Genomic DNA, 14,534 nt, shown 5'->3' on the forward strand with positions numbered 1-14,534 from the left:
TCGCCGGCGCATTTCACAATCTGAAACCGCGCGAGACGGCGGATGCCGCCCCGGCCGGCCTGTGGCTATCTGGCCTGCGAGCAACCGGAGAGGACATCGGATGGAGGCGACAGCTGCGGCATCGGCGGGGTTCGGCGACCGGCTGGCGCGCGGGACGCCCCTGTTCGGAACCTTCGTGAAGACGCCCGGACCGGCGGTGCCGGAGATCCTCGGCACGGTGGGGTTCGACTTCATCGTGATCGACGAGGAACACGCCCCCCTCAACCGCGAGACCATCGACGTGATGATCCTCGCGGCGCGCTATCGCGGGGTCGCCCCCATCGTGCGGATCGGCCATCCCGCGCCGTTCAGCATCCTGGCGCAGCTCGACGCGGGCGCGGCGGGCGTGATGATCCCGCATGTGGACAGCCCCGCGAAGGCCGCCGAGATGGCCGCCGCCTGCCGCTATCGCGGCGGCCGCCGGGGCTTCGGCAAGTCCGCCCGCGCCGGCGACTACGCGGCGCTGTCCAATGCCGAGCATATCGCACGCCAGGACGCGAGCGTCCTGTGCATCCCGATGATCGAAGACCCCGAGGGCGTCGACTGCGCCGAGGCGATCCTCGCGACCGAGGGGGTCGATGCCGTCTTCATCGGGCGCGGCGACCTCTCCGTCGCCTACGGCGTCTCGGGCATGAACGACCCGAAGGTCGAGCGCGCGACCGACCGCATCGTCGCCGCTGCGGGCGCCGCCGGAAAGCCCGTCATCGCCCTCGCCACCGGCCCCGAGGATCAGACGCGCCTCACGGCGCTGGGCGTGCGCGCCTTCTGCACCGGTAGCGATCAGGGGTTCCTGCGGGCCTCGGCGGCGCGGGCGCTGGACATCTGCCGAGACACCGCCGCCCAAAGCTGAGGACCGCCCCGACCATGTATGCAAGCTCCGACCCCCGCTCCAGGCTCGCCGCCGACGCCGACAACACCGCTGCCGGTCGCCCGGTCGCGCCGGCGCAGTACTACGACTTCGCCGACGAGACGGCGGCGGTCGACGAGGGCGACGCAAGGGTCTGGTACGCGCGGGCGCAGAACTTCGTGGCGCTCTATGCCAAGGCGCGGCCCGGCGCCGTCCTGGTGCGCGCGGATCAGCCCGACGAATACGTCCTGCTGCTGCCCGACCCCGGCTGCGGCGCGGTGGTCGAGTGGAACGGCGCGCGCCACGAGATCGAGGGCCTCTCCATCGTCTTCGTGCCCGCGGGCGACAGCACGGTCGCGCTGCCGCAGGGCGGCACCGCGATCCGTCTCTTCACCACCCGGGCGGCCGATCTCGTCGCCCGCTGCGCCGAGCTGTGCCCGGAGTTCGAAGCGGACGGCAACGTGCCCGCGCTGGCGCCCTGGCCGGAGCCGCCGGAGGGGCCGGCGGTGCGCGCCTATCCGCTGGACGTGGCGCCGGAAGAGGGGCGGTTCGGCCGGATCTTCCGCTGCACCACCTTCATGGTGAACTACCTCTACCCGCGGAGCGGGCCCCGCGACCGCAGCCAGCTGTCGCCGCACAAGCACGACAGGTTCCAGCAGGCCTCGCTGTGCCTGGAGGGCCGCTACGTCCACCACATCCGCTGGCCGTGGGACACCGACGCCGCCACCTGGCGCGACGATCACCACACGGTCTGCGGAGCGCCCTCGCTGGCGGTGATCCCCGCCCGGGCGCTGCACACCTCCGAGGCGGTGGGCGCGGGGACCAACATGCTCGTCGACATCTTCTGCCCGCCCCGGGCGGATTTCTCCAACCAGCCGGGATGGGTCCTGAACGCCGACGACTATCCCGCGCCCGACACCGAATGACACGAGAAGGACGCGCCATGCCGACCTATCCCGACCCCCGCACGCCCGACCACGACCCGGCGGTGGAGGCGCTGCTGCAAGGGGCGGTGGACCTGCACTGCCATTCCGGCCCGGCAGTGATGCCGCGGACCCTGGACCATCACGACCAGATGCTCGAAGCCGATGCCGCCGGCTTCCGGGCGGTCGTCTTCAAGGACCACTACTACCTCGGCAGCCCGGCCTGCCTGATGCTGGAAAAACTGGTGCCCGAGGCGAAGGTGCGGCTGTTCTCGGGGATCGTGCTGAACAACGCCCATGGCGGCATCAACCCGCATGCGGTGCATCACGCGGTGACCTTCGGGGCAAAGATCATCTGGATGCCGACGCTGTCGGCGAAAAACCACATCGACAAGCTGTCCAGCGAGGCGAGCGGCTTTCCCAAGGTCGAGGGGGCGCCGGACCCGATCCCGGTCACGGTGCTGGACGCGGACGGCCGGCTGACCGACGCGACGAAGGAGGTGCTCGACCTGATCGCGATGGGCGACATCATCCTGGCGGGCGGGCATCTGGGGGTCCACGAGCTGTTTCCGCTGTTCGAGGAGGCGAAGGCGCGGGGGGTGACGAAGATGATCGTGAACCACCCGACCTACCTGATCGGCTGTTCCGACGAGGATATCCGCGGGCTGGTGGCGATGGGGGTGAAGATGGAGCATTCCATCACCCAGTTCATCCAGGGCCGCGGCCAGAAGCTGGAGGCCGAGGACGCGCTGCATCTGGTGAAGGTGGCGGGGCCGGAGAACACGCTGTTCTGCTCCGATCTGGGGCTGAAGGGGGCGAACCGGCCGGTGGACGGATACCGGATCCTGATCGGGGATCTGCTGAAGCTACAGGTGTCGCAGGCGGATATCCGGACGATGTTCGGGGACAATGCCGCGGCGCTCTTGAACCTGCAGTGAGGCGCGTCCGCGGGGGTGTCCGAGGTTGGACACGTATCCAAGGTTCTGAAATCATGACAGATAGCGCTAACCGTCCGCGGAGGCTCGCGCGCCGTCCGGGGGCCGCGGGGCCGGGCCGGACGTGGCCCGGCAGCGCGCCCGTGTCGGCGCTCGCATGCCGGTTTTCCTGACGTTGCCGGGTCTCGCGCCTTGGCGTAAAGGCGGTGGATGCCGCTGTTCACGCCATATCGTCCCCATGCGAGAGCGCTCCTCCGCCTCGGCCTGCCGCTGATCGGGTCGAACCTGGCGCAGGTGCTGATCGGCGTGACCGATGCCGTCATGCTGGGCTGGTACGACGTGGCGGCGCTGGCGGCGGTCACGCTGGCGCATTCGATCTGGTTCGTGATCTTCATCGTCGGCTCCGGCTTCGGCTTTGCCGTCCTGCCGATGGTGGCCAGCGCCCTGGCCGCCGGCGACGAGACCCAGGTGCGCCGCGTCACCCGCATGGGGATGTGGATCTCGGCGCTTTTCGCGCTGATCGTCATGCCGCCTTTGATCTGGTCGGAGCCGGTCCTGCGCGCCATGGGGCAGGGCGAGACCATGGCGGCGCTCGCGCGCGACTACCTGGCCATCGCCGCGCTGGGGATGCTGCCGGCGCTGCTGGTGATGGTGCTGAAAAACTACCTCGCCGCGCTGGAGCGGGCGCAGGCGGTGTTCTGGTTCACCGTGGTCACCGCGCTAGTGAACATCGCGGTCAACTGGCTGCTGATCTTCGGCAATCTCGGCTTTCCCGAGCTGGGCCTGCGCGGCGCGGCCATCGCCTCGGTCTCGGTGCATGTCAGCGGGCTGGTGGCGTTCTGCGTCTACGCCGCCCGGGTGACGCCGGAACACGCGCTCTTCGCCCGGCTGTGGCGCCCGGACCGCGAGGCGTTCGGCCGGGTGTTCCGGCTGGGCTGGCCCATCGGGCTGACGAACCTCGCCGAGACCGGGCTGTTCGCGGCGACGGCGGTGATGATGGGCTGGCTGGGCGCGGTGCCGCTGGCGGCGCATGGCGTGGCGCTGCAGCTGTCGTCGCTGACCTTCGTCGTGCATCTGGGGCTGAGCCAGGCGGCGACAGTGCGCGCGGGCGCGGCGGCCGGCCGGCGCGACCTGCCGGACCTGCGGACCGGGGCGCGCGCGGCGATCGGCCTGTCGGCGGGCTTCGCGGCCGTGACCGTCGTGGTCTATCTGGGGCTGCCGGAGCTGCTGGTGGGGTTGTTCGTGGACCCCGACGACCCGGCGCGGCCGCAGATCGTGGCGGTCGGCGCGGCGCTGATGCGGGTGGCGGCGCTGTTCCAGCTGGTGGACGGGTTGCAGGTGGTGACGCTGGGCCTGCTGCGCGGCCTGCAGGACACGCGGGCGCCGATGGTCTATGCGGGGCTGGCCTATTGGGCCGTCGGCTTCCCGGCGGGCTACGTTCTGGGGATCACGCTGGGCTTCGGCGGGGTCGGCGTGTGGATGGGGCTTGTCGTCGGGCTCGGCCTGGCGGCGGCGTCGCTGCTCTGGCGCTTCTGGGGCGAGGTCCGGCGGCGCGAGGCGGCCTTCGCGGAGCCATAGCGGGATCGCTGGGGGGGCGCCCGGCCGCCGGCTCAGCGCATCCAGAGCTTTTCCTTCTTGATCCGGTTGCGGATCGCCTGTTCGCGCCTCGGCAGGTGGTCGCGGTCGAACAGGGCGCGGACGCGGTGGCCCTTGCCCTGGAACACCATCCGCTTGATCGGCTCGTGCCCCTTCAGCACCTTCTTGATGCGGTTGGGGGCGGTGACCGTCTCCAGCACCTCGACGACGCGGTCGGATTCGCGCGCGTAGAGCATCGGGAACAGGCGGTAGTGGCAGGTGACGGAGCCGTCGAGCAGCCCGTCGGGAATCGTCTGCCGGCCGCCGCCGAGCGCATGGATCACCAGCGGCAGCACCACCTGGTCGAGCCAGGGGTCCAGCGGCTGCAGCACCAGTTCCGGCGGCGGGTCGTCGCGAACGGCGAGCGCATAGTCGAGGAAGCGCCGGCCGAAGACATGCGGGCATCTGTAGAAGAAGAAGCCCGCGTTGAAGTAGAGAAACCGCTTCCAGTATTCCGGCGGCTGGGACTCGTCGATGGTGGGCGCGATGTCGAGCCCGAACTTGTCGTAGAGCGCGCCCCAGGTCTCGGCATAGCCGGGCCCGTAAAGCTCGATGACGGGCCAGGTGCCTTCGCGGCGGAGCGAGGCGCAGGGGCGGTCGAAATCGAACGGCACCTGCGACAGCGGGCCGGTGACCAGCGTGTCGGTGTCGAAGAAGACGAAGGGCTCGCCTTCGGGCAGGGCGAACAGCGCCTCGATCTTGTTGCCATAGGGGTATGTCTGGCCGAAATGGCGCGACTCGAAGGGCAGGATCTCGGCGCCCATCTCCGCCAGCAGCCCGTAGATGCCCGCGTCGCCGATGCGCGGGTCGTTGGGCCAGAGGGGGCCGGGCTGCGGCTCGGCCACGAACAGGCGGCCGGGGAAGTCGGGGTCGGCGTGGCGCAGGCTGGCGGCGAACAGCACCGCCTCGTAGGCGAGCCGGCCGCGCTGGCCGACGATCATGACGTTGAAGGGTTGGCGCGCCGCGCCTTTTTTCGCCATAGTGCCTCTGCCCGTGCCTTTTGCGCGGGACTATAGGCGGGTTCGTCCGGTGTCGGAAGGGTATCGGAAGACGGGCCGGAGGATTTTGTGATGGGACGATTGGGACTGGGACTATGTGCGGCGGTGTTTCTGGCCGCCCCGGCGGCGGCGCAGTTCGACAGCGCCGAGCAGGTGAAGCCGATCCTGAAGACGATCAAGCCGCAGTGGATTTCGCTGCGGGAGTTCAACGGCCAGGATCTTTTGTATTTTACCATGCTGGAGGTCTACCGCTGCGGGATCGAGCAGATCCGCTTTGTCATCAACGACGGCAAGCCGCAGGTCTGGGAGACCGAGCCCTGCGAGGGCGACGAGACGTTTTCCGAGATCGGCGAGGACCGGCTGCCCTATGCGACCTTGCCGTTGCAGTCGGTCGACAAGGTGCGGATCGAGCTGACCTATGACGATGGCACGGTGGAATGGGGCGAATACGCCCGCGGCGACGTGCTGCAATAGGGGGGCGATTTCTTCCAGAAGAAATCGCCTGGGCAAAATCTTCTAGAAGATTTTGCCAGTGCAGGATTTTCTAGAAAATCCTGTTGCGTCAGTCGCGCCTGTACCGGACATAGGCGAAGCGTTTCCCGTCCGGCGCCCAGCAGGGCACGTTTATCGTGCCCTGGCCGCCATGGATCGCCGCCAGCGTGCGCGGTGCGCCGCCGCCGGCGGGCATCAGGCGCAACGCCACCTCCTCGCCGCGCGGGTGGCCCGTCACGTGGGCGCCGTAGGCGAGGTAAAGCACGTGGCGGCCGTCGGGGGCGGGGTGCGGGAACCAGTTCACGAAGCCGTCTTCGGTCATCCGCTCCAGCCCCGTGCCGTCCGGGCGCATCCGCCACAGCTCGGGCAGCCCGCCATGGTGGTCGGAGTTGAACCAGATCCATTGCCCGTCCGGCGTGTAGTCCGGCCCGTCGCGGTGGCCGGGGCCGTCGGTCAGCCGCCGCTCGTCGCCGCCGTCGGCCGGGATGGTGAAGATGTGGAACACGTCGTCGCGGCGGGCGGTGTAGGTCAGCGTGGCGCCGTCGGGGGACCAGCCGTGCCAGTAGGACGGGGTGGTCTCGGTCACGCGGACCGGCGTGCCGCCGCCGACGGGCAGGGTGTAGATGCAGCTTTCGCCGGTCTCGGTCGTGTCGCTGATCGCCAGCCGGGTGCCGTCCGGCGACAGGCCGTGGTCGTTGTTGCACTGGAGGCAGCGGCCGGTGTCGATGGCGCTCAGCCGGTCGTCGCCGAGCTCCAGCCGCCAGATCCGGCCGTCGCCGTTCAGGATCAGGAACCGGCCGCAGGGGGACCAGTTGGGCGCCTCGATCAGCGCGTCGGTGGCGTAGGCGACCCGTTCGGCGCCGATCTCGATGTCGTGCAGGACGACGGTGCTCCGCGCCGCATGCGTCACCGGAACACGTCCGCGAAGTCCGCGCGCAGGGCGGCCTTCTGGACCTTGCCCATGGTGTTGCGCGGCAGGTCGTCGACCACCGCGTAATGCTTCGGCTGCTTGAAGCGGGCGAGGCTGCCGCCCAGGGCGGCGGCGATGGCCTCGGTATCCGGGCGGGCGCCGGGCTCGGCCGCGAGCACGGCGACCACGCCTTCGCCGAAATCGGGATGCGGGGCGCCGATGACGGCGCTTTCCTTCACGCCGGGCTGGGCGTCGAGCACTAGTTCCACCTCCTTGGGATAGACGTTGAAGCCGCCGGAGATGATCAGGTCCTTGCCGCGCCCGACGATCTGCACGTAGCCATCGGCGTCGATCAGCCCGAGGTCGCCGGTGATGAAGAAGCCGTCCGCGCGCAGCTCCTCCTTCGTCTTCTCCGGCATCTGCCAGTAGCCCTGGAACACGTTGGGGCCGCGCACCTCGATCATCCCGGTCTCGCCGCGGGGCAGGTCCTCACCCGTCTCCGGGTTCGTCACCTTCAGCTCCACGCCGGGGAGCGGAAAGCCCACCGTGCCCGCCCGGCGCTCGCCGTCATAGGGGTTCGAGGTGTTCATGTTGGTCTCGGTCATCCCGTAGCGTTCCAGGATGCGGTGGCCGGTCACGGCCTCGAACTGCTGGTGGGTGTCCGCGAGAAGGGGCGCGGAGCCAGAGACGAACAGCCGGAAATGCCGCACCAGCGCGCCGGTGAAGCGGGGATCGTCCAGGAGACGGGTGTAGAAGGTGGGCACGCCCATCATCGTGGTGGCGCGGGGCAGCGCCTCGATCACCGCGTCGGTGTCGAATTTCGGAAGGAAGATCATCGAGCCGCCGGCCAGGAGCGTGATGTTGGTGGCCACGAACAGCCCGTGGGTGTGGAAGATCGGCAGCGCATGCAGCAGCACGTCATCGGCGGTGAAACGCCAGGTCTCCACCAGCGTCTCCGCGTTGGACAGCAGGTTGTCCTGCGTCAGCATCGCGCCCTTGGACCGGCCGGTGGTGCCCGAGGTGTAGAGGAAAGCGGCGAGATCGTCGGCGGCGCGGTCGACGGTGTCGAAGCTCTCGGGCTGGCCTTCGGCGGCGGCCGGGAAACTGCCGGTGCCGTCCGCGGCGAGCGTCATCAGCCGGGCGCCGTGCCCGGCGGCGACGGGGGCGAGCGCGGCCGCGTCGGCGGGGTCGCAGAGCAGGAGCTTCGCGCCGGAATTGCCGACGAAATAATCGACCTCGGCCGGCGGGTAGGCGGTGTTCAGCGGCAGGAAGATCACGCCCGCCTGCGCGCAGGCGGCATAGACGGCGAGGTTCTCGGGGCTCTTTGCGATCTGCACCGCCAGCCGGTCGCCCGGTTCCAGCCCCGCCGCCGTCAGCGCATGGGCATAGCGCGCGGCCATCCGGACGAAGGCGTCGTGGGTCAGCGTGGTTCCGCCGGGCCGGTGCAGAAACGGCGTGTCCCGGCCCGCGTGGCGGCCGAACAGCCGGTCGTAGAGCGGATTGGCCATCTGTCGTCTCCTCCCTCGCGCGGTGCAGGCGGTCCGGGCGTCGGTATCGGGCAAACCGCGGTGCGGGTAAAGCCCTTGGCTTTGCGGCGCGCGGGGCTAGGCTGAACGCCAGCGACCCCGAAAGGAGCCTCCATGACCCAATGCCAGCGCATCGTCCTCGCCAGCCGCCCGCAGGGCGACGCGGCGCCCGAGAATTTCCGGCTGGAGACGGCGGAGCTGCCGGCGCCGGAGGAGGGCGAGGTGCTGTTGCGCACGATCTGGCTGTCGCTGGATCCCTACATGCGCGGGCGGATGAACGCCGGGCCGTCCTACGCGCCGCCGGTGGAGATCGGCGAGGCGATGGCCGGGCAGGTCGTGGCCGAGGTCGTGGAAAGCCGCGACAGCCGGCTGCAGGCGGGCGACATCGTGCTGGCCGGGATCGGCTGGGCCAGCCACGGGGTCGCCGAGGCGCGGCTGTTGCGCAAGCTCGACCCCGAGCTCGCGCCGGTATCGACCGCGCTGGGCGTGCTGGGGATGCCGGGGCACACGGCCTGGGTCGGGCTGAACGACATCCTGCGGATGGACTCGGGCGAGACCATCGTGATCGGCGCCGCGACCGGGGCGGTGGGCTCGGTCGCCGGGCAGCTGGCCAAGCGGGCCGGGCTGAAGCCCGTGGGCATCGCCGGCGGGGCGGAGAAATGCGCCTATGCCGTCGAGCATCTGGGCTATGACGTCTGCCTCGACCACCGCGACCCGGGCATGGCCGAGGAGCTGGCGGCGGTGACCCCGCAGGGGGTGGATTGCTACTACGAGAACGTGGGCGGCGACGTGCTGCAGGCCGTGCTGCCGCGGATGAACGACCACGGGCGGATCGCCGTCTGCGGCATGGTGGCGTGGTATTCCGCGGGTGGCGGCGGCGAGGCGCTGACCGTGCCGGGGATCTGGCGGACGATCCTGGTGAAGCGGCTGCGGGTGCAGGGGTTTCTGGTCTTCGACCACGCCAACCGGCTGCAGCCCTTCCTCGACGAGGTCGGCCCGCTGGTCGGCGCCGGCGAGATCCACTACCGCGAGAGCGTGGCCGAGGGGCTGGAGGCGGCGCCGGAGGCCTTCCTGGAGATGCTGACCGGCGGCAATTTCGGCAAGCAGCTTGTGCGGGTCGGGTCCGATCCCTGAGGGCGCGCGACCAGAAGGAGCGCTTCCGCGCGAGTCTTTTTCTGCCCGTGTCGCGTGATCGCGCCGCGGCGGCCGGCCGGCCCGGTTGTGCGGCCGGGATGTGCGTATTTGGAACGAGAAGAAGCTTCGGGCGGGATTTCGCGGTTGATCGGGGCCGCGTCTGCGGGGAACATCCCTGTCGGAACAAGGGAGGGCGCCGGCGATGCTGGGCCAGATGATGCATCGTCCGCTGCGGATCGCGGACATCCTGACTTTCGCCGAGGAGCTGCACGGCGACGCGGGGATCGTGTCCTCGACGGTCGAGGGCGGGCGGCACTGGCAGAGCTATCGCGAGACCGGGGCGCGGGCGCGGCGGCTGGCGAAGGCGCTGGCGCGGCTGGGGATCGGCGCCGGCGACCGGGTGGCGACGCTGGCCTGGAACGGCTATCGGCACATGGAGCTCTATTACGGGGTGCCGGGGATCGGCGCCGTGTGCCACACGCTGAACCCGCGGCTGTCGGCCGAGCAGGCGGTCTATATCGTCGGCCATGCCGAGGACAGGGCGCTGTTTCTCGACCTGACCTTCGTGCCGCTGGTGGAGAAGCTGGCGGCGCATTTCCCGGCGGAGATGACCTATGTGATCATGACCGACCGGGCGCATATGCCCGAGACCTCGCTGCCCGGCGCGCTGTGCTACGAGGAGCTGCTGGCGGCGGAGGATGACGGGTTCGACTGGCCCGACCTGGCGGAGGAGACGGCGGCGGGGCTGTGCTATACCTCCGGCACCACGGGCAATCCGAAGGGGTCGCTGTTTACCCACCGCTCGATGGTGCTGCATGCCTTCACCGTCTGCATCGTGATGCAGGACGCGATGCGGGCGGGGCGGCGGCTGTTGCCCGTCGTGCCCTTGTTTCACGCCAACGCCTGGGGGATGGCCCATGCCGGCCCGCTGGCCGGCGCGACGCTGGTCATGCCGGGGCCGCATCTGGACGGCGCCTCGGTCTTCGAGCTGATGCAGGCGGAGCGGGTGTTCTCGGCCTGGGGCGTGCCGACCGTCTGGCTGGGGCTGATGGACGAGATCGCCCGCCGCGACCGGCTGCCGGAGGGGTTCGGCGAGGTGGTCATCGGCGGCTCGGCGGCGGCGCCGTCGCTGATCCGGGCGTTCGAGGAGCGCGGCGTCGACGTGGTCCATGCCTGGGGCATGACCGAGATGTCGCCGATCGGCACCACCACCAAGCTGGGCCCCGCGGCGGCGGAGGTGCCGCTGGAGGAGCGGCTGCGGCTGAAGTCCTTCCAGGGGCGGCGGGCCTTCGGCGTCGACCTGAAGATCGTGGGCGAGGACGGCACCCGGCAGCCGCATGACGGCCAGGCCGTGGGCGAGTTGTTCGTGCGCGGCAACACCGTGGTCTCGGGCTACTTCCGGAACGAAGACGCCTCGGCCGCCGCGATCGACGCCGAGGGCTGGTTCGGCACCGGCGACGTGGCGGCGATCACGCCCGAGGGCTTTCTGAACATCACCGACCGGACCAAGGACCTGATCAAGTCGGGCGGCGAATGGATCAGCTCGATCGACGTGGAGAACATGGCGATCGCGCATCCCGACATCGCCAATGCCGCGGTCATCGCGGTGCCGCATCCCCGGTGGGGCGAGCGCCCGGTGCTGATCGCCGTGCCGGCCGAGGGGCGGGTGCCCGATACCGCAGACCTCTTGCGCCACCTGGGCGAGCACCTGGCCAAGTGGCAGCTGCCCGACGACGTGATCTATGTCGACGACCTGCCGCTGACGGCGACGGGCAAGGTGTCGAAGCTGACGCTGCGGCAGATGTACGGCGACCACAAGCTGCCGGGAACCTGACGCGCGGCCCCGCCGGAGGGCTTGACCGCGCGGCGCCGGGCGGGGCGTGATATGCGCGCGGAAACGAGGATGGGAGAGCCTGGATGACCGGGACGGCACTGAAACTCGGGCTGTTCGCCCTGATCCAGATCGCGGTGGTCACCTGGCTGTGGTACATCCTGGTGCCGGACTATCGCTGGGTCATCGTGCAGCAGTTCTACGGCCATCTCGGCCCCGGCGCGTTCCTGGTGGCGATGGGGGCGGCGGCGCTGTTCTTCGCCGCGGAGTTCCGGCGGCTGAACCGGATCGAGGCGTGGCTCGCCATCGTGGCCGGCGCCGCCTATGTCCTGGCCGACACCTTCATCATGCACCCACCGCTGGGCGTGTTCGACGGCGCGGGCCCCGGCGAGCAGGAGCACGTGTCGATCATGGGGCTGATCCTGGTGCTGGGGATCAGCGGGCTGGTGGTGCTGCGCCGCCACCCGGAGGGCTTTCCGACCGGGGCGCATTTCCTGATCCCCATCGCGATCGTCGCGATGGTGTTCCTGAACCACCACCAGCACACGCAGGCCGGGACCATCGGCCACCAGGCGACGCTGATCGTGCTGGGCGCGGCGGCGCTGTTCCGGGTGCTGGGCAAGGTGGTGGAATACGGAATCGCGATGATCGTGACGGGCTACGTGTTCTTCTCGTCGCAGATGGGCCTGGCGATGTATGTGGACATGAACCACACCTCCGGCGGCGCCTGGGTCGCGGCCTGGGCGACGCTGGGCTTCGTGGCGGCGACGGTGTTCATCGCGCTGTCCCCGGGGACGACGAAGCCGGCGGAGTGAGCCCGGCGCCGCCACAGGCGCCCCGCCCGGCCTCGCTTTCCCAGCCTTTCCGTCCCGCCGCTTGCCGCGCCGTCGCCGCTTGTCAATGGCGCGGGGCCCGACCATGCTGCGCCGCGTCTAGAGGAGGACAGCCATGGCACCGACCGACAGCCACCTGCCGGCCGCCCTGCGCGGCCTGCGCATCCCGGCCGTGGGCGCGCCGATGTTCATCGTCTCCGGCCCCGAGCTGGTCATCGCGCAATGCACCGCCGGGATCGTCGGCAGCTTCCCCGCGCTGAACGCGCGCGAGGCCGAGGGCGAGCCGCCGATGCTGGAAGCCTGGCTTAAGCGCATCACCGAGGCGCTGGACAAGCACAACCAGGACAATCCCGACCGCCCCGCCGCGCCCTTTGCGGTGAACCAGATCGTGCATCGGTCGAATGCCAGGCTGCAGCGGGACATCGAGATCTGTCACAAATGGAACGTGCCGATCTGGATCACCTCGCTCGGCGCGCGGCCCGAGGTGAACCAGGCGGCGCATGACTGCGGCGGCATCGCGCTGCACGACATCATCAACGACCGCTTCGCGCGCAAGGCCATCGGGAAGGGCGCCGACGGGCTGATCGCGGTGGCCGCCGGGGCGGGCGGGCATGCCGGCCCGCAGTCGCCCTTCGCGCTGGTGCGCGAGATCCGGGCGTGGTTCGACGGGCCGCTGCTGCTGTCCGGCGCCATCTCCACCGGCGAGGCGCTGCTCGCGGCGCGGGCCGTGGGGGCGGATCTGGGCTATATCGGTTCGCCCTTCATCGCGACGGAAGAGGCGAACGCGGTCGCCGATTACAAGCAGGCCATCGTCGAGGGCGGGGCGCAGGACATCGTGACCTCGTCGCTGTTCACCGGCATCTCCGGCAACTACCTGCGCGGCTCGATCGCGCGGGCCGGCCTCGACCCCGACAACCTCGCCGAGGCGACGCCCGACACGATGGACTTCGCCGCCGCGACGGCCGGGGCCAAGGCGTGGAAGGACATCTGGGGCTCGGGCCAGGGAATCGGCGCCGTGCAGGACATCGTGCCCGCCGCCGCGCGGGTCGACCGGATCGCGGCCGAGTACCGCGCCGCGGGCCGGCGTCTGGCCGCGGAGTTTTGCTGACGGAATTGACGGGAATCGGCAACCGACCCCGGGATAACTCCGTGGACAGAATCCATTGCGACATGAAGATCGTGCCGTAACGCCCTGAAACCGCGTGACTCGCGCAACCGGTTTCCGAGTCCCGGCATGTGGGCAACCGCCGCGCCCTTGCCCGAAAAGAACAGGCGCGCGGGCTTCTTCTCGTCCCAAATACGCCCGCCGGAGGCCCGCGCCGCAGGCGCGGTCGCCCGGGTCAGAACGCCTTGAAGGTCAGGGTGGTGAGCGAGCGCTCGATCCCCTCGATATGCAGCAGTTCCTCGTTGATGAACTTGCCCACGTCCTGGGCCTCGGGGATGTAGAGCTTCAGCAGCAGGTCGTATTCGCCCGAGGTCGAGTAGAGCTCGGAATGGACTTCCTGAAGGGCGATCCGCTCGGCCACCTCGTAGGTCGTGCCGGGGCGGCAGCGGAGCTGGACGAAGACGCAGGTGGTCATGGGCGGGCTCTCCTCGGTCAGTCGAGCGGCAGAATGGCCGCGGTGGGCGGCAATATCAATGGGGCCCGCTTGGAATGGCCCCGGCGCCCGCCTATAAGGCGCGCGAAGAGACGGAGGCACCCATGCGCACGGCCAGCATCGCCCGCAAGACGGCGGAGACGGACATCTCGGTGGAGATCGACCTCGACGGCACCGGGGTCCACGACATGGCCACGGGCGTCGGGTTCTTCGACCATATGCTCGACCAGCTGGCGCGGCATTCGCTGATCGACATGACCGTCAAGGCGACGGGCGACCTGCATATCGACGGCCACCACACGGTCGAGGATACCGGCATCGCGCTGGGCCAGGCGCTGGCGCAGGCCGTCGGCGACAAGCGCGGCATCCGGCGCTACGGCGCCTGCCTCCTGCCGATGGACGACGCGCTGGTGCGGGCCGCGCTGGACCTCAGCGGGCGGCCGTATCTGGTCTGGGACGTGGCGCTGCCGGCGGCGAAGATCGGCACGTTCGATACCGAGCTGGTGCGCGAGTTCTTCCAGGCGCTGGCGACCCATGGCGGCATCACGCTGCATGTCGAGGCGCTGCACGGGCTCAACGCCCACCACATCGCCGAGGCGGCGTTCAAGGCGGTGGCGCGGGCGCTGCGCGAGGCGGTGGAGACCGACCCGCGGACGGCCGACGCGGTGCCGTCGACGAAAGGCGCGCTCTAGACGTCACGCGGCGCCGCGGGCGGCGGCCGGGTTCCGTCCTGCCCGGCGCCGGCCGCGTGGCGCCGCCGCACACTGCACGACACTGGATTTGCCGTGGGACATTTCCACCTGTATCGCGCGGCGGAACGCCGTGCAGCGCCG

14 protein-coding genes are annotated in these 14,534 nt (G+C 70.1%); 10 read left to right on the forward strand and 4 right to left on the reverse strand.

What is annotated here, in order from left to right:
- The first annotated feature begins 100 nt into the window (after positions 1–100).
- The 4 genes from P1J78_RS13370 (at position 101) to P1J78_RS13385 (ending at position 4,322) form a co-directional block, all read left to right on the forward strand.
- Positions 101–889, forward strand: a complete 789-nt coding sequence (locus P1J78_RS13370; protein ID WP_275567873.1) for an HpcH/HpaI aldolase family protein — start codon at positions 101–103, stop codon at positions 887–889.
- 14 nt (positions 890–903) lie between these two features.
- Entirely contained in the window at positions 904–1,812 is a 909-nt protein-coding gene (locus P1J78_RS13375; protein WP_275567874.1) for a cupin domain-containing protein, read from the forward strand.
- Positions 1,809–2,747, forward strand: a complete 939-nt coding sequence (locus tag P1J78_RS13380) for a DUF6282 family protein (protein WP_275567875.1) — start codon at positions 1,809–1,811, stop codon at positions 2,745–2,747. The genes P1J78_RS13375 and P1J78_RS13380 overlap by 4 nt, the downstream gene beginning before the upstream one ends.
- A 207-nt stretch (positions 2,748–2,954) precedes the next feature.
- A complete protein-coding gene (locus tag P1J78_RS13385) occupies positions 2,955–4,322 on the forward strand; it encodes an MATE family efflux transporter (protein ID WP_275567876.1) in 1,368 nt (455 codons plus the stop codon).
- A gap of 32 nt (positions 4,323–4,354) precedes the next feature.
- On the opposite strand, the gene P1J78_RS13390 is transcribed toward P1J78_RS13385, so the two are convergent.
- A complete protein-coding gene (locus tag P1J78_RS13390; protein WP_275567877.1) occupies positions 4,355–5,359 on the reverse strand; it encodes a GT-B fold glycosyltransferase domain-containing protein in 1,005 nt (334 codons plus the stop codon).
- 90 nt (positions 5,360–5,449) lie between these two features.
- On the opposite strand from P1J78_RS13390, the gene P1J78_RS13395 reads away from it, so the two are divergent.
- Positions 5,450–5,851, forward strand: a complete 402-nt coding sequence (locus P1J78_RS13395) for a hypothetical protein (RefSeq protein ID WP_275567878.1) — start codon at positions 5,450–5,452, stop codon at positions 5,849–5,851.
- A gap of 88 nt (positions 5,852–5,939) precedes the next feature.
- Here P1J78_RS13395 and P1J78_RS13400 read toward each other — a convergent pair whose 3' ends face one another.
- Together P1J78_RS13400 and P1J78_RS13405 are read right to left on the reverse strand one after the other, a co-directional pair.
- Positions 5,940–6,779 (reverse strand): TolB family protein, encoded by an 840-nt coding sequence (locus P1J78_RS13400; RefSeq protein WP_275567879.1) that lies wholly within the window; start codon positions 6,777–6,779, stop codon positions 5,940–5,942.
- Positions 6,776–8,287 carry a malonate--CoA ligase gene (locus P1J78_RS13405; protein ID WP_275567880.1) on the reverse strand — a complete coding sequence of 504 codons (1,512 nt, stop codon included), beginning with the start codon at positions 8,285–8,287 and terminating at the stop codon, positions 6,776–6,778. Before P1J78_RS13405 ends, P1J78_RS13400 begins: the two co-directional genes overlap by 4 nt.
- Before the next feature lie 132 nt (positions 8,288–8,419).
- On the opposite strand from P1J78_RS13405, the gene P1J78_RS13410 reads away from it, so the two are divergent.
- The 4 genes from P1J78_RS13410 to P1J78_RS13425 all read left to right on the forward strand — a co-directional run bounded on the left by P1J78_RS13410 (position 8,420) and on the right by P1J78_RS13425 (position 13,211).
- The gene (locus P1J78_RS13410; RefSeq protein WP_275567881.1) at positions 8,420–9,439 is read left to right on the forward strand and encodes an NADP-dependent oxidoreductase; all 1,020 of its coding nucleotides are present in this window, start codon (positions 8,420–8,422) and stop codon (positions 9,437–9,439) included.
- Positions 9,440–9,641: 202 nt separating this feature from the next.
- Positions 9,642–11,273 (forward strand): long-chain-fatty-acid--CoA ligase, encoded by a 1,632-nt coding sequence (locus tag P1J78_RS13415; RefSeq protein ID WP_275567882.1) that lies wholly within the window; start codon positions 9,642–9,644, stop codon positions 11,271–11,273.
- An 83-nt stretch (positions 11,274–11,356) separates the two neighbouring features.
- Complete coding sequence (locus P1J78_RS13420; protein ID WP_275567883.1) at positions 11,357–12,085, forward strand: hypothetical protein; 729 nt, start codon at positions 11,357–11,359, stop codon at positions 12,083–12,085.
- Between the two features lie 133 nt (positions 12,086–12,218).
- Entirely contained in the window at positions 12,219–13,211 is a 993-nt protein-coding gene (locus tag P1J78_RS13425) for an NAD(P)H-dependent flavin oxidoreductase (protein ID WP_275567884.1), read from the forward strand.
- A 232-nt stretch (positions 13,212–13,443) separates the two neighbouring features.
- Here the strand turns inward: P1J78_RS13425 and P1J78_RS13430 are convergent, their stop codons facing one another.
- On the reverse strand, positions 13,444–13,683 hold the full coding sequence (locus tag P1J78_RS13430) for an Lrp/AsnC family transcriptional regulator (RefSeq protein WP_275567885.1): 240 nt from the start codon (positions 13,681–13,683) through the stop codon (positions 13,444–13,446).
- 122 nt (positions 13,684–13,805) lie between these two features.
- Between P1J78_RS13430 and hisB the strand changes: the two genes are divergently transcribed.
- Positions 13,806–14,393 (forward strand): imidazoleglycerol-phosphate dehydratase HisB, encoded by a 588-nt coding sequence (gene hisB, locus P1J78_RS13435; RefSeq protein ID WP_275567886.1) that lies wholly within the window; start codon positions 13,806–13,808, stop codon positions 14,391–14,393.
- The last annotated feature ends 141 nt before the right edge of the window (positions 14,394–14,534 follow it).

It is taken from the genome of Psychromarinibacter sediminicola, assembly GCF_029168335.1.
Taxonomy (GTDB): domain Bacteria; phylum Pseudomonadota; class Alphaproteobacteria; order Rhodobacterales; family Rhodobacteraceae; genus Psychromarinibacter; species Psychromarinibacter sediminicola.

Coding starts and splice junctions, on each gene's coding strand:
- P1J78_RS13370 (WP_275567873.1), top strand. CDS start 101: ATGGAGGCGACAGCTGCGGCATCGGCGGGGTTCGGCGACCGGCTGGCG.
- P1J78_RS13375 (WP_275567874.1), top strand. CDS start 904: ATGTATGCAAGCTCCGACCCCCGCTCCAGGCTCGCCGCCGACGCCGAC.
- P1J78_RS13380 (WP_275567875.1), top strand. CDS start 1,809: ATGACACGAGAAGGACGCGCCATGCCGACCTATCCCGACCCCCGCACG.
- P1J78_RS13385 (WP_275567876.1), top strand. CDS start 2,955: ATGCCGCTGTTCACGCCATATCGTCCCCATGCGAGAGCGCTCCTCCGC.
- P1J78_RS13390 (WP_275567877.1), bottom strand. CDS start 5,359: ATGGCGAAAAAAGGCGCGGCGCGCCAACCCTTCAACGTCATGATCGTC.
- P1J78_RS13395 (WP_275567878.1), top strand. CDS start 5,450: ATGGGACGATTGGGACTGGGACTATGTGCGGCGGTGTTTCTGGCCGCC.
- P1J78_RS13405 (WP_275567880.1), bottom strand. CDS start 8,287: ATGGCCAATCCGCTCTACGACCGGCTGTTCGGCCGCCACGCGGGCCGG.
- P1J78_RS13410 (WP_275567881.1), top strand. CDS start 8,420: ATGACCCAATGCCAGCGCATCGTCCTCGCCAGCCGCCCGCAGGGCGAC.
- P1J78_RS13415 (WP_275567882.1), top strand. CDS start 9,642: ATGCTGGGCCAGATGATGCATCGTCCGCTGCGGATCGCGGACATCCTG.
- P1J78_RS13420 (WP_275567883.1), top strand. CDS start 11,357: ATGACCGGGACGGCACTGAAACTCGGGCTGTTCGCCCTGATCCAGATC.
- P1J78_RS13425 (WP_275567884.1), top strand. CDS start 12,219: ATGGCACCGACCGACAGCCACCTGCCGGCCGCCCTGCGCGGCCTGCGC.
- P1J78_RS13430 (WP_275567885.1), bottom strand. CDS start 13,683: ATGACCACCTGCGTCTTCGTCCAGCTCCGCTGCCGCCCCGGCACGACC.
- hisB (WP_275567886.1), top strand. CDS start 13,806: ATGCGCACGGCCAGCATCGCCCGCAAGACGGCGGAGACGGACATCTCG.